This window comes from Prosthecobacter sp. (assembly GCF_044378005.1).
In the GTDB taxonomy this organism is placed as follows: Bacteria; Verrucomicrobiota; Verrucomicrobiia; order Verrucomicrobiales; family Verrucomicrobiaceae; genus Prosthecobacter.
The window spans coordinates 50,079-70,729 of record NZ_JBILYB010000008.1; the positions used below are offsets into that span (position 1 = coordinate 50,079).

Consider the following 20,651-nt stretch of genomic DNA (forward strand, 5'->3'; position numbering starts at 1 on the left):
ATCCGGCAAGGAGGCGAATGCAGCCACTCGAATTTGAGATCTCTCCCCTTATCAAATCAGCTCGCGGATCGGCAAGGCACCGTTTTCGACGAGGTAATGCTGGCGGCCTTTGGTGTCGGTGACGGTGGTGGTGGCCACGTCGATGCCGAGATTGCGATACAGCGTGGCAAAGACCTCCGCGAACGTGACGGGGCGGCTGTCAGCCTCGCCACCGAGGCGATCCGTGGAGCCGATGACCTGCCCCATCGGCATGCCACCACCAGCGAGCAGCGCCATGGCGACGCGGGGCCAGTGATCGCGGCCGACTTGCTTGCTGATGACCGGCGTGCGGCCGAATTCGCCCCACACGAGCACCGTGACATCTTTGTCGAGACCGCGCTGATGCAGATCCTCGACGAGCGCGGTGATGCCTTTGTCAAAGATGGGAAAGTCCTCGCGCTCGCGGGAGAAAATGTCGTTACCAGCTCCGCCGTGCCAGTCCCACTTGCTGTAGTTCACCGTGACGACACGCGCACCGGCCTCGACGAGCCGACGCGCGGTGAGGAAGCTCTGCGGCACGCGTGGGGCACCGTTTTCGTCGATACGCTTCACGATGTCGCCGGTGCCGTAGCGCTCGACGAGGCGCGGGTCTTCTTTGGAAAGATCGAGCGCGTCCGCCAGCTTCGAGGAAGTGAGCACGCCCATGGCCTGCTGCGTGAAGGTGTCCATTGCCTCCATCTTTCCGCTCGAATCGATATCGCGGCGGAAGTTATCGAAGCTTGTGAGCAGCTTCGCACGATCGGAGAGGCGATCATAGGTGATGCCTTGCAGCGTGAGATCGCCACGGCTCGGACCTGTGTGACGGAACGCTGCGCTGGCAGAGCCGAGCAGGCCGGGGCCGGGCTCATTGTAAGGACCGTGCGTACAATCGTAGCACATGCTGACGAACGGAGGCACGGCGGGATCAAAGGCGCCCTTCAATTTGCCAACCACACTGCCGAACTGAGGCCAGCCGCCGGGCGGAACGGTGCCGGTGCGATTGGGGAAGCCGGTGTAGCACTGGATCGCATCATGACCAGCCTGGGCACCGACGAGCGAGCGAATGATGGTAAACTTGTCCATCATCTTCGCCATCTGTGGGAAGAGTTCGCAGATTTGGATGCCGTCCACATTTGTGCCGATGGGCTTGTGCGGTCCGGCGATCTCGCGCGGTGCATCTGGCTTCAGGTCAAACATGTCCTGATGAGGCGGACCACCGACGAGATAGATCAGGATGACGGATTTGTGCGAGTTGCGGATGCCCGCCTGATTTTCCAGTGCCAGCAGCTTGGGCAAAGACAAGCCGATGGAGCCGAGGCCGCCGACTTTGATGAAGTTTCGACGCGAGACGCCATCACAGAAGGCGCTGCGTTTTTCGGCGGGAGCGAGAATCTTGAGCATGGCAGGTGCGGCGATGGACGCCGAACAAGTATGGAACTCACGCCTGCTTTCTTTCGGCTGCTATGACAGGTCCTCCTCCTTTGTGACGGGTGCCCACCAGATGACGATGAGACCGAGGGCGTAGATGGAGGCGCAGATCGTCCCGACGCGCGGATAATCGCCACCAAGCGCGGTGAAGAGAAAACCAGCGGCGAGAACGCCAAAGGCCGTGGCAAAGCGGCCCGAATTATAAGCGAGGCCGCTGCCGGTGGCTCGAACACGCGTGGGAAACAGCTCCGGCAGATACAAGGCAAGCCAGCCGAAGAACAGCGTGGCCACGAAACCTTGTGCGAACACGATGGGATGAAACGACGACTGCAAAGGCGCGGTGAGCTGGAACATCGCGAAGGTGATCATGACGGTGGCGAGGCTGATGAGGCCATAGCTGAGCCGACGTCCGAGCCAGCTCGCGAGTTGGGCACCTGCGAAGCTGCCGAACGTTGCTCCGAGCGCCCACCAACCCTGCGTGGCGGCTTTGTAGCCGACGTTCGTGGCTCCGGCGACTTTGTCGGCCCACGGAATCATCCACTTGCTGGCCGACCACGCGCCGATCATCGGAATGGAGCTGAGAAAGATGCCGATGATCGTGAAACGGATGAGCGAAGGCTGAAACAGTTCGCGCAGCGGGGCGACTTTTTGTGTCACGCCACGATTGGCGAGCCATTTCGGCGACTCGGGCAGCGCGATGAGCACAAAGATGCCGAGCAACGCCGGTGCGCCCGCAAATTGAAACAGCCAGCGCCACGAATCCGGCGTGATGGGCCATGCGCGGGCGAGTTGGGACAAGAGAAGGATGCCGGCATTGAGTCCGGCCATCATCGCACCGGAGACGAGCGGGCGTGACGCCCCGGACCAGCACTCCGAGACAAGCGCGATGCCATTCGGCCACAAACCGCCGACACCGAGGCCGACGAGAAAGCGCAGCGCGAGCATCTGCTCCTGCGTTTGCGCATACGCGCCGAGCGCGGCGAAGATGGAGTAGAACAGGATGCACACGCCCATGGCACGCGTGCGACCAATGCGATCTCCAAGGCTGCCAAGCATGATGCCGCCGATGGCCGCACCGAGCATCAGGGCGGCGGTGAAGCGCGCAAACCACTCGCCACCGAGTTCCGGCGTGAATGCAGCCCCGAGCAGGCTCTTTGAAACGGAGAGCGATGCCACGGGCATGAGGCCGAGTTCGACGCCGTCGAAGACGAGCGCGAGGAAGCAGGTGATGAGGACGAGGTAGCGTTGCGAGGCGCTCATGGTTCCAAAAGGGCTTTGATGACGGCGCTGTTGTCCGCGTCGCCGAAACCGAGTGATTCGGCTTTTTCGAGCAGTTGGCGGTGTGTTTCGCTCAACGGCAAAGGAATTGAGCTGGTGGAGAGCATGAGGCGCACGTCTTTCAAATGCTGCGAGAGCTTCGCCTGCGGTGTGAAGTCCTGCGTGATCATCTTCTCGCCCTTCGTGTCCATGATACGGGAATAGGCCATGCTGCGGCGGAGGACATCGAGCGTCTCCACCGGGTTGAGGTCGAGGTCCCACGCAAAGGCGAGTCCTTCCGCCAGCGCGGCGCGATTGAGGCCGAGCACAAGGTTGGTCACGAGTTTCATCTTTGCTCCATTGCCGCAGGGGCCGACGTGGATGGTCTCGCGGGCGAATTTGGCGAAGAGAGCATGGCATTGCTCAAACACCGCCGCTTCGCCTCCGACTATGACGAGCACGTCACGCTGCAACAACTGCGCGCTGCTGCCGGAGATGGTCGCGTCGAGGTAATGCACGCCTTTGTCAGCGAGTTCAGCACCGAGCGCGGCCATTTCGGCAGGATCGCCGGTGGTGGTGTCGATGAGGATGAGGCCGGGCTTCAAACTCGCCGCTTGGAGCACGGAACGAACGATGTCGGAGTTTGGCAGGCAGAGGAAAACGACGTCGCAGTGCTCGAAGACTTCATTCACCGTTGAGGCATTCACGCAGCGGCTCGCATCGATGTCCCAGCCGCGTGAGGCACCGGTTATCCGCATCAACGCGGATCCCATGAGGCCCATGCCGATGATGCCGATGGTTGGTGATGCGGGAATCATGAGCAGAGCTAAACGCAGCCAGGGAAGGAGTTCCAACGTCCACTGCATCGCGAGGAGCCGAAATCGAGCATTGCTTGGGTCTTGCCTGAATGCTCCCAAGTCTGCCGGGCATAAATCGCTGGAGAAATGGGTAAATCACCGCCTGAAGTTAATAATTTCCACAAATTAAGCTAGCGAGGGGGTGACTCGTGAGGGAGATTTTATGGAAATTATGGATTCAACCCGCCTTCCTTTCTCACCCAGACGCACTCTGGCGGCTCTCTTGCTGTTCTTGATCGTGGCTGGCGGCCTTGGCTGGAGATGGGCGACGACTTATCAGGACCTATCCGCCGTCGTTTCGGCGGAGCAGACCGCCAACGAGGAAGAGGCAATGCCCGTCGAGCCAGCGCTGCCAGGGATGCGTCTGCCGGTGCGTGATCAGACGCCACGCCAGTCACTGGTGCCGGATGACGAACCCGAGCGGTCGCTGTTGGAGACGGGTCGGGTGACGCTGCGGGAGAGTTCGAGGGCGGTGCGGCGCTATCGTCTGGCGTTGGATGAGATCTACGTCATGACCTCGGGGAGCGAAGGACTGCGCCGCATTCCAGTCCAGCCGAGCGCCCATGCCTTGGCTGACTACACGGCAGCGGAGGCCGGACGAGGGACGCCGTGGCCTGCGATGGTGCTTTATCCAGAAAAGGGTCCGGCGGACAAGGCCACCCGCCGCATCCTCACCGGGAAGATGCTCGTGGCTCTGGAAGATGCGGCAACAGCTGTCCCGGCACTAGCTGCAGCAGGGCTGGAATTGGTGGAACGCCCCAGCTACTCGCCGGATCATTTAATCACGCAAAGCAGGACTGGCAGTCCGCTGGAGGCGCTGGCTAGCATCCGCAAGCTGGGCAATCTGGCGAAGGTCGTGTCCGTGTCACCGCTGCTAAAACGGGCGGTGGAAGCCATGGCTCTGCCGAATGATCCCCTGTTTCAGCACCAGTGGCATTTGCTCAACTCCGGTCAGGGCAAGGGTGTCGCAAAGATGGATGCGCATGTCACGGAAGTCTGGGACCAGTATCAAGGCGATGGCATCCACGTCGCGATTGTGGACACGGGCATCCAGATGCTTCACGAGGATCTGGTGGGCAATGCAGAGGACTTTGGTCATCTGGAGATCAGTGCCCGGGAGGTGGGTGCTCCTGGTGAAGACGTGGACGGTCATGGCACGGCGGTCGCGGGGATCGTGGCCGGAGTGGGAAACAACAGCCTTGGCGGCAGTGGCGTGGCCCCACGGGCAAAGCTGCACAGCCATCGCATCCTCAACGGGGCTGCGGCACTGGATGACAGCCAGATCGCAGATGCCACGGTTTATGGTGCCTATGACACAAGGACGGTAACGGACGAGCTAGGTAACACGACGACCTTTCCCAACACGAGATTCATCGAGGTGAAGAACAACAGCTGGGGATGGGTCACCGGCCCGATGACACTTGGAGAAAGCGGACCGCTTTTCCAGGATGCGATGAAGTTCTCCGCAGAGCTGGGCCGTGGCGGCCTCGGAGTCATCTCGGTGTGGGCTTCCGGCAATGGCAGGACGAGCTATGAGCAGGGCAACAAAGGCGGTCTGGCCAATGACATCCATGCCATCGCCGTGGGAGCGCTGACGAACACGGGCAAGCTCGCCACTTATAGCGAAACGGGGGCGCATCTCACCTGCGTCGGCCCCTCGGGTGGTGGCACTCTTGACATACTCTCAACAGACATGGTGGGCCTTGAGGGGATGAATCCTGATCCAGAGCATCCCGACCTGGAGGGCAATAATTACAGCTACACCCGCAACCTCCAGGGAACCTCGTTTTCAGCTCCTGTTGTTTCCGGTGTCTGCGCCCTCATGCTTCAGGCGAATCCGAATCTGAGCTGGCGGGATGTGAAGGAGATCCTGCTGCGCTCCTCCTTGCAGGTCGATCCGAGGTCCGCGACCTGGGTGAAGCGCACGGGCAATCAGCCGCTGCTCCCGCCGATCAAACATAGCAATCTGTATGGCGGAGGTCTCGTGCAGGCCAAGGCGGCGGTGGACATGGCGCGGAACTGGACGCCGCTCGGCCCGCAGATCAGCGTGAGCAAAAAGATCGATCCGAATCTCGCCATCAACTACACTGGCACGCAGCCTAAGCCAGACACCGTTGTGGCAGCCAAGCACGCCACCATCATCACGCCGCCGGAGAAGCCAAAGCGCAGGACGCTGAAAACGCAGTTCGACATGCGCGGCATCCAGCCCATGCGAGTCGAGAACGTATCGGTGACGCTGGACATCTCGCACGCTTACCGTGGAGACATGATCATCATCTTGCGCAGTCCGTCGGGAGTCACGAGCACCCTGGCCAATGCCAGCGAGTGGGATTTCGGGGCGGACTATGCGAACTTCAGCTTCAGTTCCATGCGCCACTGGGGTGAGTCCGGCCAGGGTTTGTGGACGATCGAGATTACCGACAAGTACATTGAAGATGATGGCACCTTCGAGTCTGCCGTACTTTCCCTCACTGGGGCGGCTGCCCCGGCGGCAGAGATTATCAGCCAGTCGGGCCCGCAATTAGTGGCCGAAGGCATGCCAGCCACCCTGTCTGTGAATTCCGAGCTTTCCTCCGAAGGCGGCACGCGGGTCTGGCGCAAAAACGGCAAGGTCATCCCCAAACAAACCTTGGCGACACTGCCAGGCGTTGGCCAAAAGGTGACGGATGCGGGCACTTACGATCATTTGATCTCCAACCAGTGGGGGCACATCGCCTCCACAGTCATCCCCATCGCTGTGCTCCGGCGCAGCGTACCTGCCATCTCCCTGGTCGAGGGCAAAACAGCCATCTTCAGTGCTGTCGCCTCGGGTGCTGGGCTCACCTACGAGTGGTATCGCAGCTCCAGCACGGACCCGCTTGTGGACAACGGGCGCGTCACCGGCACACGCACGCCCAAACTGACGATTCAGGCCGCCACAGCACTGGACGAGGACACTTACTTTTGCCGTGTAACCATGCTGAATCCGAACTTTGACCCGGAGACGGAGGAGCGACTGCCACCGTATGGGGTTATGAACACTCTGCCCGCCCAGCTTTCACTCCGCCGCCGTCCCCAGGTCAATGCGGCAGCCCTCACCACACCCAGCATCGTGAGCGAAAGTGTGCTGCGCCAGCTTACGGCGAACAGCGAAGTCACACGCTGGACCATCACCGGCCTGCCCCCAGGAGTCACTTACAACAGCAAGACCGGAGCCATCACCGGCTCTCCCACCACTCCCGGCTACTACTGGGTCACCATCACCGTGAGCAACTCGCTCGGTGCGGGCACTCCCGTCGGTCTCACTTGGGAGGTCAAACCACTGCCCACCGGTGTGCTCGGCACCTTCCACGGACTCGTGGACCGGAACACCCGCTACAATGGCGGCTATGGAGGGGCGTTCACCCTCACGACGACCAGCACCGGAGCCTACTCCGGTACCATCTCTCGTGGCATCCATCAGCACAGCTTCACTGGCCGCCTCTCCACCATGGCCACGGATGGAGCACCGTTTTCCGGGCAGGTCTCCCTGACCCGACGCGCCCCGTACGGACCGCTGACCTTCCGCTTTGATCTCCTGGCTTCCGAAGGTCGGCTCGACGGCAGCCTCACCGATCCTGCCATCATTCCCGCCGATATCGCACTCGTCGAAGGCCTGCGCGCAGCCTTCAGCGCGACGGTCCCCGCCACCGCCTATGCTGGCCGCTGGAACACTGCGTATGAGCTGCCGTCACCGCTTCTCAGCAACAGCAGCTACCCGCAGGGTGCTACCTGGGGCACGCAGACGGTCAGCAACTCAGGCTTGGCCACTTGGGCTGGCCGTCTCGCCGATGGCACCGTCATCACAGGCAGTGCGGGCATCGCTGCGGATGGCTCCACCCCTTTGCACGTCATGCTCTACGATTTCCTTGGCTCGGTTCAGGGCTGGCAGGCGCTCGACTCTGGCACGCAGGAATCCAGCGGAGCCCTGACTTGGGTGAAGTCTCCCATCTCCACCACCCGCAGCTACGCCGCCGGTTTCCCCACCCATGATCTGATCGGCAGCGGTGCGCTCTACTCCGCACCCACCACGGGCGAGATGCTCTTCGGCATCAGCCCAAGCACGGACAATGCCAGCCTCACCTTCACCGAGGGCGGTCTTGCCGCGCCCTTCGCGCAAAGCTTCAGCCTGGGCACAGGGAACCTCATCACTTTCCCCACTGGCAGCGCCAACCCACACCAGATCCAATTCGCGCTCGACCTCGCCACCGGCATCCTCACCGGTACCGGCACCGCGATGGACATCGACCCGCTGAACCCCGCGCTGAATCGTCAACGCCCCGGCACCTTCAGCGCGCTTTTGATCCCCGTTCGCGAGCAGGCAGTCGGCCATTTCCTCCTGCCCACCAGCCAGAGCAACACCGCCCCCATCCTTTCTGGCAAACTGATCGGAGCTGAGGCGCAGCAGTAATTTTTCGTCATTCGGGCTTCGTCATTCGCCTTTTGGAATTACAGATTCCGCGCATGTCCGCCACCGACCCGCTCAGCACCACCGAAGCCCGCATTCTCGGCTGCCTATTGGAAAAAGAGATCACCCTGCCCGACTACTACCCGCTCACGCTCAACGCCCTGACGGCCGCCTGCAATCAGACCACGAATCGTGATCCCATCATGACCCTGGATGAGAACCAGGTTCGTCGCGCCGTCGAAGCCATGAAAACTCGCGGCTGGGTCTTCGAGATCAGCATCGTCGGTGCGCGCGTCAGCAAATACCGCCACAACCTCAAATCCAAGCTCCCCGGTCTGGAGCGCCCCTCCACCTCGCTGCTCTGCGTCTTGCTGCTGCGCGGCGAGCAGACCCTCGGCGAGCTCCGCCAGCGCACAGAGCGTCTTCATGCCTTCCCCGATCTCGAAAGCATCGAGGCCGAGATCATGAAGCTCATCACCTACAGCGAAGGCCCGTTGGCCGCCTGTCTCCCAGCTGGCCCTGGTCGGCGAGTCGCCCAGTATGCCCAACTCCTCACCGGCGAACCCGAAAGCAGCCACGTCCCACGCGCCGAGATCGTCATCGAGCCCGCTCCTGCCGCTGCGCCAGCTTCTGCGGATGATCAGGTCTGGAAGCAGCGCATGGAAATGGAGATCGAGATCCTCAAAGCCCAGCTCAATCGTCTCAAAGTGAGGCTGGGAGTCGAGGACTGAGACTGCCTGTGGGCGCAGGTGCCGATGAAAATATTCTAAATCTGTTCGTAACGATCAGCCCATTATCCGGTAATATCTATATAGCTGGACAGTCTCTGGCCGATCACAAGCCTCATCCGATTAACATTAATCATCAACTACCTATGAAAACACAACTCACCACTGCTCTTGCCGCACTGACATTGTGCGGTTCTGCCTTCTCCCAAGCCATGTGGGGTTCTACCGGGGCACTAACCGTCGCTCTGACCATTTCCTATGAGGAAGAGGCGCTTCTACTGAAGGAAGTGAATGAAATGGGAAAACTGGTGACGGTCATCGACCCAGAAACCAACAAGCCCGTCCCGACTTTCGAGAACTTCTACACCATCGCAACACCCGTCGATACTCCGACGAAGATCGTCGATACGCAGGAATACGGCTCCAAAATCAGCACCGCCAAGTGGGGAAATGCCGATATCATCCGTTATCTTGTGGAGAACGACTTGCTTCCTACCAAAGGCAAGGCTCCCCACATCGCTGGCTGGTCTCTGATCGTGGTCTATGATGGCGTGGAGGGTTTTCCCATGGCTTATGCCAGACACACCGACAAAACCACCGTCGAAGTCCCAGACATCCTTTTCGGCGGCGATGGATTTGATGTGGCGACCATCACGGACAAGACCGTGACAACCACCAACATCAACCCGACCTCAGGCGATGAGACCATAACGACGGTGCATACCTATTCGGATACCTTCAAGGGCATCGGCGGCGCCAGTGTCCCTTCCTATGTGGGTCCGATCGATTGCACGGGTCTGCTCACGGGTTCCAACAAGTTTGTGCCGAAAACGGAAACCTTCGATGGAGAAAGATTCACCACTGAAGTTTTTGTTCCGGGGGCCATTAAACTCGACAAGATCTTGGGCGTTCTGGATGGGCCGAACGGGCAGGAATTGGTTGAAGGATCCATCAGCATTGCCGCAGGCGTTGTCGTTGATTTAAACATCTTCTTCCCACCAGAAGTTTGATTTCACGTCAGAGGCGTCTCTGATTCATGAACACCTCCCCCTGACGGGTGGAGGTGTTTTCTTTGATACCCTTCGTTTTAAGCCATGAACAAACTCACGATTCTCGGTCTGGCACTGGCTGGCAGCATCCTGCTCTGCGCTTATTGGCTCGCCGGTCCAGACACGCCCCTGCCGCCCAAGCAACCCGTGGCGGCCGCTCCGTCAGCCCAGGCTGGCAGCACTCACTCATCCGCGCCGCCGCAGGCAGGCAAAGCCTCCCTGCCACCAGTGGCGTCGCCCGTCATGGCTCCGGCACCTTTGCCGCCCGCTACGGATCGTCAGGTCATTCTTCAGGCCATCCACGAGGCATCCATTTCGTATGACCCCGTCGATCTACCCCGCATCCAGCCTTACCTTTCCCACCCTGATCCAGAGATCCGGGTGGCCGCGCTGAATGGCATCGTCGTCCTCGGCCATGCATCGGGTGCCCCGCTGCTGAGAGATGCCGCCAATCGAGCCGTGTCGTCCCAGGAAGCCGCTCTGCTGCGGGAGAAAGCAGACTACCTCGAGCTGCCGAGCGCCTATGACCTCTTGAAGGCCAAAAAACTGAGTTTGCCCAAAACCAAACGTCCCGAAAGGAAAGGCAAGTCAGCCACGAATCTGCCGCAGCCCTAGTTGTTCACAGCCTGCCCGTTTGCCATCGCCTTGATCCCGGCTTTAAATGGCCGCCATCAAACCCATGGATTGCCGACAGGAAGAGATCGTTCAAAGCCTCATGGCCTCGTATTGCGAGGTCGGTGGGATCAATCACGTCGATAGCGGTAACCTGCCGTCCAAACGCGCCATCTCGGTGCTTTGCGAGGACCTTTTGCAGGTGCTCTTTCCCGGCTTCTTTTCAGAAGATGCACTGTCCTCGCAGGACCTCGAACTCCTCACCCACGAGCGCGTCGCCGGGATGCGTGAACGGCTGAATATCGAGGTCCGTCGCAGCCTGCGTCTGAGCGATGGCAAGAGCGACAACCACCGCGAAGAAGCCATGAAGCTCGTGTGCGACTTCATGGTGCGTCTGCCCGGCGTCCGACAGCTCCTGCAAACCGATGTGCAGGCGGCCTTCGATGGCGATCCCGCCGCGCGCAGCTTTGAAGAGATCATCCTCGCCTACCCCGGCCTGGAGGCCATCGCCATCCAGCGCAGCGCCCACCTTTTGTACAAAGCCGGCGTGCCTCTGCTGCCGCGCATGATGACCGAGTGGGCCCATGGCCGCACCGGCATCGACATCCATCCCGGCGCGGAGATCGGCAGCCATTTCTTCATCGACCACGGCACCGGTGTCGTCATCGGAGAGACCTGCCAGCTCGGCGCGCATGTGAAGCTTTACCAAGGCGTCGGCCTCGTCGCCAAATCCCTCGCCGCCGGTCAGGCGCTCGCGGGGAAAAAGCGCCACCCCACCCTTGAAGACAGCGTCACCATCTACGCCGGAGCCACCATCGTCGGCGGAGACACCGTCATCGGCGCACGCAGCATCATCGGCGCGAACGTCTTCCTCATGGAAAGCGTGGCCCCAGACATGGTCTATGCCCTCGGCGATCAGGAGCACCGCATCCGCGACCGCAAACAAACGCCTCTCAAAAAGTCCCCGAACCTCGGCGACGCCTGAGCCATGAACTTCGCGCGGAAAATCTCCCAGCTCTTCTTCGACTTCGGCTCCCAGCCGCCGTGGAAGCCTGCGGATGGCACCCTCTTTGAGCGCAGCTCCGAACCACGCCCAACCCGCACAGACGAGACGATCAAAGAACTCACCGCTGACGAGTCCCTCACCCAGACCTGCCGTGAACTGCTGATCCAGCTCGACCTGACCGGCATGGCCAAAGTGGTGCAGGTCTTCTGGAATCCCCGCCTGCGCAGCACCGCCGGTTACGCCTCCTATCCGAGCTGGCGCATCGAGTTGAATCCCCGCCTGCGCGAGTTTGAAGGCCAGACCGAGCGCACCCTGCGTCATGAGCTGGCGCACCTCGTCGCCTACCACCGCGCCGGGCGTCGGCGCATCGAGCCCCATGGCGGCGAGTGGAAGCTCGCCTGTGCCAATCTCGGCATCCCGGGCGAGTCTGCGCGCCACACGCTGCCGCTGCCGCGCCGGCAGGTGAAGCGGAACTACGTCTATGCCTGCGCGCACTGCGGCGTCATCTCCCAGCGCGTGCGCAAATTCCGCCGAGGCAGCGCCTGTCGGAAATGCTGCGACGACCTCAACGGCGGCAAATACGACGCGAAGTATCGCTTCGTGCTGATCGAAAAGGCGAAGTGATCTCCCTCCCATGGCCGCCTTCCTCCTGCGCCGCCTGCTGAGCAGCTTCCTCGTGCTCTTCTTTGCTGTGTCGCTCACCTTTCTCCTGACGCGACTGCTCCCCGGCGGGCCGTTTGACCGTGAAAAAGGCGGCTCCGCAAAGGTCGAGGCGGCGCTGCAGGAGAAGTACAAGCTCAACGGCACGCTCTGGCAGCAGTACACCTCCTACCTCGGCGATCTGGCGCGGCTCGATCTGCGGGTGTCCACGAAGTATCGCGACTGGAGCGTGGCGGAGATCCTGGCGCAGAAGATGCCGTCATCGCTGAAGCTGGGTGGCATCGCCTTCATCATCGCCAGCACGCTCGGCGTGCTGCTGGGCTCCATCGCTGCCATGCGGCGTGACACGCCCATCGACTGGGCGGCGATGTTTGGCGCGCTGGTCGCCATATCGATCCCGAGCTTCATCACCGGGCCGTTTTTGATCGCCATCTTCGCGCTCTGGCTGCGCTGGTTGCCTGTCGGCGGTTGGGGAAATGTTTCTCATCTGGTGCTGCCGGCGATCTGCCTCTCCGCGCCTTACATCGCCTACGTGGCGCGTTTGATGAGAAACAGCCTGCTCGATGTGCTGAAGAGCGACTTCCTCCGCACGGCAAAGGCGAAGGGGCTGACGGAAACTCAGGCGCTCTCCCGCCATGCGCTGAAGGTGGCCATCCTGCCTGTGGTGACCTATCTCGGGCCGCTGGCCGCACATCTGCTCACGGGCTCCATGGTCGTGGAGACGGTCTTTAACATCTCCGGCGCGGGCAGCATCTTCGTGAACTCCATTCAGAACCGTGATGTCTTCCCGCTCTGCGGTGCGGTGATCGTCTATTGCACGCTGCTCATCGTCTTTAACCTCATCGTGGACCTGCTCTACAGTGTCCTCGACAAGCGCATCCGCCTCCATGCCTGACGCGCCGAAAACATCCGCTCTGACCCGCCCGGATGGCTGGGACATCGTGCGTCGGAACCGGCCCGCGATGATCTCGCTGGTCTTCCTGGTGGCGATGGTGCTGCTGGCTTTCACCGTGCCCTTCTTCCTGCCCGCTGCGCTGAAGACGACGAGCAATGGGGCCTTTCTCCCGCCCCTCTCCACCGGTGCGGACGCGCCCGTGACGCACCTTTGCGGCACCGACAAAAACGGCCAGGACCTCTTTTATCGACTGCTCACCGGCGCGCAGGTTTCGCTCGGTGTCGGCATCGTCGGTGCGGGCATCTCCCTCATCATCGGCACGCTTTATGGGATGATCAGCGGCTTTGTCGGCGGGCGACTCGATGCGCTGATGATGCGCGTGGTGGATCTCATCTACGCCGTGCCGCGCATCCTCTTCATCATGATCTTCATCGCCGCGTTTGATGGCATGTTTAAAGACTGGCTCGATGGCATCCGCCTCAGCTCGCAGCAGTCCGGCTGGAGCAGCATCGAGACCGCCGCACGCTACCTGATGCCCTACTCCAAGATCGTGGTCATGATCCTCAGCCTCGGTCTGGTGGAGTGGCTGACGATGGCGCGCATCATCCGTGGACAGGTGCTGGTGCTGCGTGAGCTGACCTTCGTCACGGCTGCACGCGCGATGGGACAGAGCCCCTGGCAGATTTTAAAGAAGCATCTGCTGCCGAATCTCAGCACGATCATCCTGACCTACCTCACGCTGACGATCCCCGCCGTCATTCTCGACGAATCCTTCCTCAGCTTCCTCGGTCTTGGCATCGAAGACCCCGCCGCGAGCTGGGGCTCCCTGCTGAAAGACGGCGCGCAGGTGATCAACCCCATCGAGAGCAAGTGGTGGCTGCTGGCCTTCCCCGCCGTGCTGATGTCGCTAAGCCTGCTGGCACTCAATTTCCTCGGCGATGGCCTGCGAGATGCCTTTGACCCGAAGAGCGGCGACTGATGCAGGGATGAGAGTGCCGCGTGACATGTCACACTCACGCCGCTTGACGGGAAGTGGCCGAGTGCCTTCTTCTCAGCCCAGTCCCCCGACTGCTTCATCTTTCCTGTCTTATGGCAAATCACGGCCAACACCCGCAGGACACCTCCACACCGAAACGTGGCGGAGGCGGGCAGGCCATTGTGGAGATGTGCGAGGTCACGGACACCAGTCTGACCTTCTGGTCGCGCCATCGTTTTCAGATCGGCGCGGAGCTGCAAATGCGCCTGAGCACGGCGGAGCTTCCGTCTGCTTTGGCTGCCCCGGCTGGCAAGGAGCCCTGGGTCATGCTGCGCGGCTTTGTGGTGCAGTGCCAGCATGTGCGGCGTGACGATGGCGTGCAGGGCTTTCGCGTTGTGCTGCTTTTTGACTCAGCCCTGGCCCAGCCACCGAAGCCGAAGTGCAGCCGCATTTTCATGCGCAAGCCTCTGCCCTGCTGCTGCTCATTCGGCCTGAACTGAATTCACAGACCCGGCGGACGCTCGGAGATGTTCTTCCCACCGACCCTTTTGCCCGCCATCTCGTCGGGCTTGCTCGGATCAAAGTAGGTTCCACCCGCGATCTTGATCTCTCCCTTCGAGGTCTGCTGCATGATGGGGCGGCCCGCCTTTTCATCGTTGTAGTAGGAAAGCTTGATGAGCTGTCCGTCCGGACCGACGATGGCATGGGCAAAGACATGGGGCTGGGCCATGAAGACGACTTGCAGTTGGTTCTTCATGTCGAGCGTGATCTGCGGATCATGGATCATGCTGAGCGGGCCGAGCCGGTAGGTGTTGAGCCGGTCGCCGGTTTTGTCGTCAATCAGGCGGAAGTACAGAGAGGTCGTCTCGTAGTCGCGAAAGGTGTAGAGGGCATAGCGCCGGGTTTTGCCTGCGTCCTTCATGCCCTCAGGAACGCCGAAGCTGCGCTCCCACATGGGCTTGATTTCGATGATGCTGAAGCGGGCGCGGTTGCTCTCGAAGTAGTCACCGGACTGGGGATGGAAGACGCGGGCCTTGAGGGCATAATTGCCCATTTCCGAGGGGGCGTAGGCTTTGGTGACGACGATCTTCTGCTCCACCGTGCCGCCGGCAGGCACCTGCACGATCTCGGCACCGTCCACATCCATCTGCGCGACCGCCGTGCCCTCGCTGGTGGTCATTTCAAAAGAGAGCCAGTCGGCTCGTCCAGGCCCGCCGAGCACCGCGGTGGTCCCAGTGCGGTTGGTGATGGTGACCGTGGCGGTGATGGCTTCGAGCGCCATGAAGTTTGCACGCGGCAGCTTCAGGGAGATGTCATACTGCGCGTGGGCACAGACTGTGCCGAGGAGGACGAAGAGAGCGATGATGTAGCGCATGGGTGGGTGGGGGGAGAACGATTGAAACCTGAAATCAGGCAAATGGGAACACTAAAGTTCAGCCGTGTTCAGTCTCCGAGGCCGTAGGCAGTGCCGATGACCTCCCCATCCTCCTCGTCAAAGGCGATGCGCATGGGGCGGCAACAGATCTCGCAGTCGTAATCCACATCACACGGCACCTCGGTGAAGTGTGGTGCAGGCACCTCGAATTCCTGGAAGCAAGCAGGGCAGGTGACGGGCGTCGTGGCGGTCATGCTCTGACTTCGCTGAGACGTTTTCGACGGCGCTCCATGACCTGGTTTACCGTGCGCACCAGATCCTCGCTGTCGTAGGGCTTGGGCAGCACATCGGCGAAACCATGGGCGCTGGGCTGGAGCATGGCAGGGTCGGCCCGGTTGCCGCTGGAGACGATGGCGTCCACCTGTGGGTCCATTTGCAATAGGAGCTGCATCGCACGCGCACCGCCCATGCCGAGCGGGATCGTGAGGTCGATGAGCACGAGGTCAAAGGCAGACTTCGCGATCATGGCCTCGCTGTAAACCTTCACCGTATCGCTGCCATCCGAGGTCTCGGTGGTCTCGTAGCCTTCTCGTCTCAGCGTGCGGGTCATGAGATTCCGCAGCAGCACATCGTCTTCGAGCACGAGCACGCGCCCGGCGAAGGGTTTTGGCGCTGAAGCAGGGCCGCTGGAGGGTTTCGTGTAGGAAGTGGCAGGTGCGGCTGGCATGACCACGCTGGGTGGCTCGGCGATTGCCTGTGGCGCTGAGGTCTGAGTGGCCAGCAGCTCTGCTTTGAACTCCGCCGCCGATGACTGACGTTGTGAACGATCCGGCTTCAAGGCACGCGTGATCACGGCGTCGAGACGAGGGTCACACGCGATGATGGAGGACGGCGGATGCCAGGCTCCACGCGGGAGCTGACCTGTGATGGACTGGTAGAGCACCACACCAAGGGCATAGATGTCGGCACGGTGGTCGAGCACGGCCTTCGAGTCGTATTGCTCAGGCGCGGCATAGTCAGGCGTGCCCATCGCCATGTTCGTCTGCGTGAGCATGGTGCCCTTCTGGTCGAAACGTTTCGCCAGTCCGAAGTCCGCCACCTTGATGCGCCCATCATTGGCGATCAGGATGTTCGCCGGTTTGATGTCGCGGTGAACGATGCCTTTCGAATGCGCGAAGGTAAGGCCATCGCAGACCTTCGCGAGGATCTCGATGGCTCTGGCGGGCGAGATCACACCGACGGAGAGCTGCTGATGGAGATCCACCCCTTCCACATACTCCATCACGTAGTGCAAATACTCGCCCACGAGACCAAAGTCGAACACGCTCACGATGTTCGGGTGGTTCATCTGCGCGAGAGCCTGTGCCTCGCGGCGGAAACGCTCGGCATAGGCATAGTCGGTGCCGTGATCACGATGCAGGATCTTGATCGCCACAGCGCGGCCGAGGTTCAACTGCCGTCCGCGATACACCGCCCCCATGCCGCCCTGGCCGATCATGAGATCAAACTGATACATGCCGCCGGGCATAATCTGGGTCAGTTCCTGAGGCGTCGGGTAGGGCTTCACCGGCATCCATCCTCCCACCCCTTCCGAGACCGATGGCACGCGCGGAGGCGGTGTGGCGGCTCGTTTACCGAAGGAGAAAAGACGTTTCATGTGGGGTGAAGTCAGGAGGAGGCGCAGAATGACTCAGCGACAGGTGGGGGCGCAAGTTATCGTTTCATCAGGTAATCTCTCCTCGTGGGCGCTTGCCCTCGTGTGTCCCACCCGGCTACATCCAGATCATGAGCTGCTGGATAAGATCCTTGGTCTGGCTGATGCGGAACTCTTCGCCGACTTCGAGCCTCACTTTGCTGCCGCCGTTGTAGGCGAACTCGAAGATGACGGGGAGGTCGCCAGGGTTGTTGAGGAGGACTTCGTGGATGCGGTCGAGGTCGATCTGGCTGTGGCGCTTGCTGTCGAGGCGGAGGAGCAGGGGCTTCGGTGGCGCGGGTGGGGTGATGGGCTTTTCGGCAACGTTGGTGGCGGCATTTGGATCGCGGGCTTTTTTCGCCTTGAGCTCCTTGGCATCGCTCATGGTGACGCGGTTGCCTTCGGCGCGCTGATCCTTCATGCAGCGGCAGCGCAGGCCGAGCACTTGGCCGGGCTGGAGCAGGTCTTTGAATTTCTCGTACTCCTCGCTCCAGGCCATCATCTCGATCTGGCCTGTGAAGTCTTCAAACGTGAAGGTGGCGAAGGGGCGGTTGTCTTTCTTCGAGTACTTCACCGACATCGTGTTCACGATGCCGACGAGGAAGATGGTCTGCGGTTTCTGCGCTGTATCGACTTCGTTGATGGCGATGATCTTGGTGATCTTCGTGGAGTCGAAGTGGCCGCGGAAGTCATCGAGCGGATGGCCGCTGACGTAGAAGCCGAGCAGCTCTTTTTCGAAGTCCAGGATCTCGGTGGCGGTCCAGGGTGTGACGGCGACGGCCTGGGCTTTCGTGCTACTCCGCTTCGGGGCCATCTCGAAGGCATCGAAGAGGCCGCCTTGTCCTGACTTGAGGTCTTTCTGCATCGACGCGGCGCTGGAGAGCGCTTGGTCAATGCGCGCGAACATGGCAGCGCGGTCTTCCTTCGTGAAGTCGAAGGCACCGGCCTTCACAAGAGACTCCAAGGTCTTCTTGTTCACGGACTTGGTGTCGATGCGTGAGCAGAAGTCTTCGAGGCTTTTGAAGTCGCCGTTTTTGCGTTCCTCGATGGCGGCGGCCATGGCTGCCTCACCGACGTTTTTGATGGCGGCGAGGCCGTAGCGGATGGCGTTGGGAACGCCGGGTGGAGTTTCGGCGTCCTTCGTGCGTTCGGGGGCAAAGACGAGCAAACTCTTGTTCACGTTCGGCGGCAGAATGGTGATACCCATGCGCTGACACTCGCTGACGAAGTTGGCGATTTTCTCGGTGTTGCTGACTTCGAGACTGAGCACGCCGGTCATGAACTCGACCGGGAAATTCGCCTTCAAATAGGCCGTGCGGTAGGTGACGATCCCGTAGGCGGCGGAGTGGGATTTGTTGAAGCCGTATTGCGCGAACTTCTCCAGCAAGTCGAAGATTTCGTTCGCCTGTTTGTTGCCGATGCCATTGGTGGCTTCACAGCCGGCGACGAAGACGAGGCGCTGCTTCGCCATCTCCTGCATGTCCTTTTTACCCATCGCTCGGCGGAGCAAATCTGCCTGACCGAGGCTGAAGCCGGCGAGCAAGTTTGCGGCCTGCTGCACCTGCTCCTGGTAAACCAAGATGCCGTAGGTTTCCTTGGCGATCCTTTCCAGCAACGGGTGCGGATACTCGACCTTCTCCAGGCCTTTTTTACGCGCGATGAAGTCGGGGATGAACTGCATGGGCCCTGGTCGATACAGGGCGAGAATAGCGATGATTTCTTCGATCTTGTCCGGGCCGAGCTGCTTGCAGGTATTGACCATGCCACCAGATTCCATCTGGAAGACGGCGACTGTCTCACCGCGCTGGATCATCTCGAAGGTTTTCAGATCATCGAGCGGTGCTTCGGAGGATCGGAAGCCATGAACGCGCTTTTGAATCCACTGCTCGGCCTCGTGAATGACAGTGAGCGTCTTCAAGCCGAGGAAGTCCATCTTCAACATGCCCAGCTCGGTGAGCGGCTTCATGGCGAACTGGGTGACGATTTCCTCCTCCTTGCCTCGTGTGAGGGCGATGAAGGTGGAGAGCGGCTTGTCACCAATGACGATGCCCGCTGCGTGAATGCCGGTGCCGCGCGTGCTTCCTTCGAGGAAGGTGGCATGCCGCCAGAGTTCCTGCGTGCCGCTGTCTTCCTCGACAAGCTTTTTGAGGTCGGGGTTCTTTTCGAGCGCGCCTTTGAGGTCGATGTTCAGCTCGTCGGGGATCATCTTCGAAAGACGATCCGCGTCGTTGTATCCCCAGCCGAGCACACGGCCTACGTCACGAATGACGCTCTTCGCGCCCATGGTGCCGAAGGTGATGATGTGGCTCACGCTGAGCTCGCCGTATTTCTGCCGAACATACTCGATGACCTCGGGACGACGAGTCTGGCAGAAGTCGATGTCGATATCGGGAGGGCTGACACGCTCGGGATTGAGGAATCGCTCAAACACCAGCTCGAAGCGCAGCGGGTCGATGTCCGTGATCTCCAGCACGTAGGCGACGAGCGAACCTGCCGCCGAACCACGACCTGGTCCGACAGGGATGCCGTGCTCTTTGGCCCAATTAATAAAATCCCAGACGATGAGGAAGTAGCTGGTGAAGTTCTTTTCATTCAGCAACGACAGCTCATAGTCCATGCGTTTGCGCAGCTCTTCGTCATTGAGCGCGCGATCACGGCCATAGCGCTTGATGAGTCCTTCTTCGCAAAGATGGCGCAGGTAGCCGGCGCGGTCGCTGCCATCCTCGGGGTTGTAGAGCGGGTAGCGGTCGATGCTCGTGGCATCGAGGCGGATGTTCAGATTGCACTTCTCGGCGATCTCGAGTGTGGCATCGCAGGCCTCGGGGAGTTCGGCGAAGAGGGCGCGCATCTCTTCCGCCGTTTTGAAATAAACCTCGGGGGAGTAGGTGACGCGGTTTTGGTCATGCACGCTGGCGCCGGTGCCGATGCAGATGAGCAGGTCGTGGCTCTCATGATCCTCGCGGTTCATGAAATGCACGTCGTTGGTGGCGACGGTCTTCAGCCCGTAGCTTTTGCCCCATTCGAGGAGCTGCTTCGTCACGGTGCGCTGCTGCTCCATGCCGTGGTTTTGCAGCTCGAGATAGAAATGATCCGTCCCGAAGATGTCCACGAACTCCCGCAGACTCCGCTCCGCCTCGTCGGGGCGGTCCGTGAGCAGGAGCTGATTGATCTCGCCATTGATGTTACCGCTGAGGCAAATGAGGCCCTTGCTGTGCTGGCGCAGGAGATCCTTGTCCATGCGCGGCTCATACCAGTTTCCGAAAAGATGCGCCTCCGTGACGATCTTGGAGAGGTTTTCGTAACCCTCGTTGTTTTCAGCCAGCAGCGTGAGGTGGGAGGAGCGTTTGCGCCCCGTGATCTCCTTCATTTCCCGCATGGGGCCGGGGGCCAGATAGACCTCGCAGCCGAGAATGGGTTTCACGATTTTCTCAAGCTGCTCGGCGGTGGCCTCCTCACCCTTTTTCAGCTTCGGCTTCGTCTTGAGAGCCGACATGTAGAAGTCGATGGCGCCGTATAGATTGCCATGATCGGTGACGGCCACGGCGGGCATTTTCAGCTTCTGCGCCCGCTTCACGAGGTCATCGATTTTGCACGCTCCATCGAGGAGGGAGTAATCGGAGTGGACGTGAAGATGGACGAAGTTGTCTGCCATGAGCGGGGGTCAGACTAGA

Annotated in this window: 16 protein-coding genes; 9 read left to right on the forward strand and 7 right to left on the reverse strand. The window is 60.8% G+C overall.

Annotation, left to right across the window (positions count from 1 at the left end):
- Window positions 1-51: 51 nt before the first annotated feature.
- The 3 genes from AC6FTP_RS03270 to AC6FTP_RS03280 are packed head-to-tail and all read right to left on the reverse strand — an operon-like array spanning window position 52 to window position 3,521.
- A complete protein-coding gene (locus AC6FTP_RS03270) occupies window positions 52-1,419 on the reverse strand; it encodes a DUF1501 domain-containing protein (RefSeq protein WP_497205468.1) in 1,368 nt (455 codons plus the stop codon).
- Window positions 1,420-1,479: 60 nt separating this feature from the next.
- Window positions 1,480-2,706, reverse strand: coding sequence for an MFS transporter (locus tag AC6FTP_RS03275; protein WP_497205469.1), 1,227 nt, complete (start codon window positions 2,704-2,706; stop codon window positions 1,480-1,482).
- Window positions 2,703-3,521 (reverse strand): NAD(P)-dependent oxidoreductase, encoded by an 819-nt coding sequence (locus AC6FTP_RS03280; protein WP_497205470.1) that lies wholly within the window; start codon window positions 3,519-3,521, stop codon window positions 2,703-2,705. Before AC6FTP_RS03280 ends, AC6FTP_RS03275 begins: the two co-directional genes overlap by 4 nt.
- Window positions 3,522-3,783: 262 nt before the next feature.
- On the opposite strand from AC6FTP_RS03280, the gene AC6FTP_RS03285 reads away from it, so the two are divergent.
- The 9 genes from AC6FTP_RS03285 (at window position 3,784) to AC6FTP_RS03325 (ending at window position 14,412) form a co-directional block, all read left to right on the forward strand.
- On the forward strand, window positions 3,784-7,989 hold the full coding sequence (locus AC6FTP_RS03285; protein ID WP_497205471.1) for a S8 family serine peptidase: 4,206 nt from the start codon (window positions 3,784-3,786) through the stop codon (window positions 7,987-7,989).
- A 53-nt stretch (window positions 7,990-8,042) separates the two neighbouring features.
- The gene (locus AC6FTP_RS03290) at window positions 8,043-8,717 is read left to right on the forward strand and encodes a YceH family protein (protein ID WP_497205472.1); all 675 of its coding nucleotides are present in this window, start codon (window positions 8,043-8,045) and stop codon (window positions 8,715-8,717) included.
- 143 nt (window positions 8,718-8,860) lie between these two features.
- Window positions 8,861-9,724: a hypothetical protein gene (locus tag AC6FTP_RS03295; protein WP_497205473.1), complete on the forward strand. Its 864-nt coding sequence runs from the start codon at window positions 8,861-8,863 to the stop codon at window positions 9,722-9,724.
- Window positions 9,725-9,808: 84 nt separating this feature from the next.
- Complete coding sequence (locus tag AC6FTP_RS03300; RefSeq protein WP_497205474.1) at window positions 9,809-10,378, forward strand: hypothetical protein; 570 nt, start codon at window positions 9,809-9,811, stop codon at window positions 10,376-10,378.
- A 46-nt stretch (window positions 10,379-10,424) separates the two neighbouring features.
- Window positions 10,425-11,360, forward strand: coding sequence for a serine O-acetyltransferase (locus AC6FTP_RS03305; RefSeq protein ID WP_497205475.1), 936 nt, complete (start codon window positions 10,425-10,427; stop codon window positions 11,358-11,360).
- Window positions 11,361-11,363: 3 nt separating this feature from the next.
- On the forward strand, window positions 11,364-12,005 hold the full coding sequence (locus AC6FTP_RS03310; protein ID WP_497205476.1) for a SprT family zinc-dependent metalloprotease: 642 nt from the start codon (window positions 11,364-11,366) through the stop codon (window positions 12,003-12,005).
- 10 nt (window positions 12,006-12,015) lie between these two features.
- Entirely contained in the window at window positions 12,016-12,936 is a 921-nt protein-coding gene (locus tag AC6FTP_RS03315) for an ABC transporter permease (protein ID WP_497205477.1), read from the forward strand.
- Window positions 12,929-13,915, forward strand: coding sequence for an ABC transporter permease (locus AC6FTP_RS03320; protein WP_497205478.1), 987 nt, complete (start codon window positions 12,929-12,931; stop codon window positions 13,913-13,915). The genes AC6FTP_RS03315 and AC6FTP_RS03320 overlap by 8 nt, the downstream gene beginning before the upstream one ends.
- Before the next feature lie 110 nt (window positions 13,916-14,025).
- Complete coding sequence (locus AC6FTP_RS03325; protein WP_497205479.1) at window positions 14,026-14,412, forward strand: hypothetical protein; 387 nt, start codon at window positions 14,026-14,028, stop codon at window positions 14,410-14,412.
- Window positions 14,413-14,414: 2 nt separating this feature from the next.
- Here AC6FTP_RS03325 and AC6FTP_RS03330 read toward each other — a convergent pair whose 3' ends face one another.
- From AC6FTP_RS03330 to dnaE, 4 genes are all read right to left on the reverse strand, one after another.
- Complete coding sequence (locus tag AC6FTP_RS03330; protein ID WP_497205480.1) at window positions 14,415-15,287, reverse strand: hypothetical protein; 873 nt, start codon at window positions 15,285-15,287, stop codon at window positions 14,415-14,417.
- Between the two features lie 68 nt (window positions 15,288-15,355).
- Window positions 15,356-15,541: a CPXCG motif-containing cysteine-rich protein gene (locus tag AC6FTP_RS03335; protein WP_497205481.1), complete on the reverse strand. Its 186-nt coding sequence runs from the start codon at window positions 15,539-15,541 to the stop codon at window positions 15,356-15,358.
- Entirely contained in the window at window positions 15,538-16,944 is a 1,407-nt protein-coding gene (locus AC6FTP_RS03340) for a serine/threonine-protein kinase (RefSeq protein WP_497205482.1), read from the reverse strand. The genes AC6FTP_RS03335 and AC6FTP_RS03340 overlap by 4 nt, the downstream gene beginning before the upstream one ends.
- A 115-nt stretch (window positions 16,945-17,059) precedes the next feature.
- Complete coding sequence (gene dnaE / locus AC6FTP_RS03345; RefSeq protein ID WP_497205483.1) at window positions 17,060-20,632, reverse strand: DNA polymerase III subunit alpha; 3,573 nt, start codon at window positions 20,630-20,632, stop codon at window positions 17,060-17,062.
- Window positions 20,633-20,651: the final 19 nt, after the last annotated feature.

Excerpts from the sequence above, each read along its gene's own strand:
- dnaE (WP_497205483.1), bottom strand. The coding sequence starts at position 20,632 with ATGGCAGACAACTTCGTCCATCTTCACGTCCACTCCGATTACTCCCTC.
- AC6FTP_RS03340 (WP_497205482.1), bottom strand. The coding sequence starts at position 16,944 with ATGAAACGTCTTTTCTCCTTCGGTAAACGAGCCGCCACACCGCCTCCG.
- AC6FTP_RS03310 (WP_497205476.1), top strand. The coding sequence starts at position 11,364 with ATGAACTTCGCGCGGAAAATCTCCCAGCTCTTCTTCGACTTCGGCTCC.
- AC6FTP_RS03335 (WP_497205481.1), bottom strand. The coding sequence starts at position 15,541 with ATGACCGCCACGACGCCCGTCACCTGCCCTGCTTGCTTCCAGGAATTC.
- AC6FTP_RS03330 (WP_497205480.1), bottom strand. The coding sequence starts at position 15,287 with ATGCGCTACATCATCGCTCTCTTCGTCCTCCTCGGCACAGTCTGTGCC.
- AC6FTP_RS03280 (WP_497205470.1), bottom strand. The coding sequence starts at position 3,521 with ATGATTCCCGCATCACCAACCATCGGCATCATCGGCATGGGCCTCATG.
- AC6FTP_RS03290 (WP_497205472.1), top strand. The coding sequence starts at position 8,043 with ATGTCCGCCACCGACCCGCTCAGCACCACCGAAGCCCGCATTCTCGGC.
- AC6FTP_RS03320 (WP_497205478.1), top strand. The coding sequence starts at position 12,929 with ATGCCTGACGCGCCGAAAACATCCGCTCTGACCCGCCCGGATGGCTGG.
- AC6FTP_RS03295 (WP_497205473.1), top strand. The coding sequence starts at position 8,861 with ATGAAAACACAACTCACCACTGCTCTTGCCGCACTGACATTGTGCGGT.
- AC6FTP_RS03305 (WP_497205475.1), top strand. The coding sequence starts at position 10,425 with ATGGCCGCCATCAAACCCATGGATTGCCGACAGGAAGAGATCGTTCAA.
- AC6FTP_RS03315 (WP_497205477.1), top strand. The coding sequence starts at position 12,016 with ATGGCCGCCTTCCTCCTGCGCCGCCTGCTGAGCAGCTTCCTCGTGCTC.
- AC6FTP_RS03325 (WP_497205479.1), top strand. The coding sequence starts at position 14,026 with ATGGCAAATCACGGCCAACACCCGCAGGACACCTCCACACCGAAACGT.
- AC6FTP_RS03270 (WP_497205468.1), bottom strand. The coding sequence starts at position 1,419 with ATGCTCAAGATTCTCGCTCCCGCCGAAAAACGCAGCGCCTTCTGTGAT.
- AC6FTP_RS03275 (WP_497205469.1), bottom strand. The coding sequence starts at position 2,706 with ATGAGCGCCTCGCAACGCTACCTCGTCCTCATCACCTGCTTCCTCGCG.
- AC6FTP_RS03300 (WP_497205474.1), top strand. The coding sequence starts at position 9,809 with ATGAACAAACTCACGATTCTCGGTCTGGCACTGGCTGGCAGCATCCTG.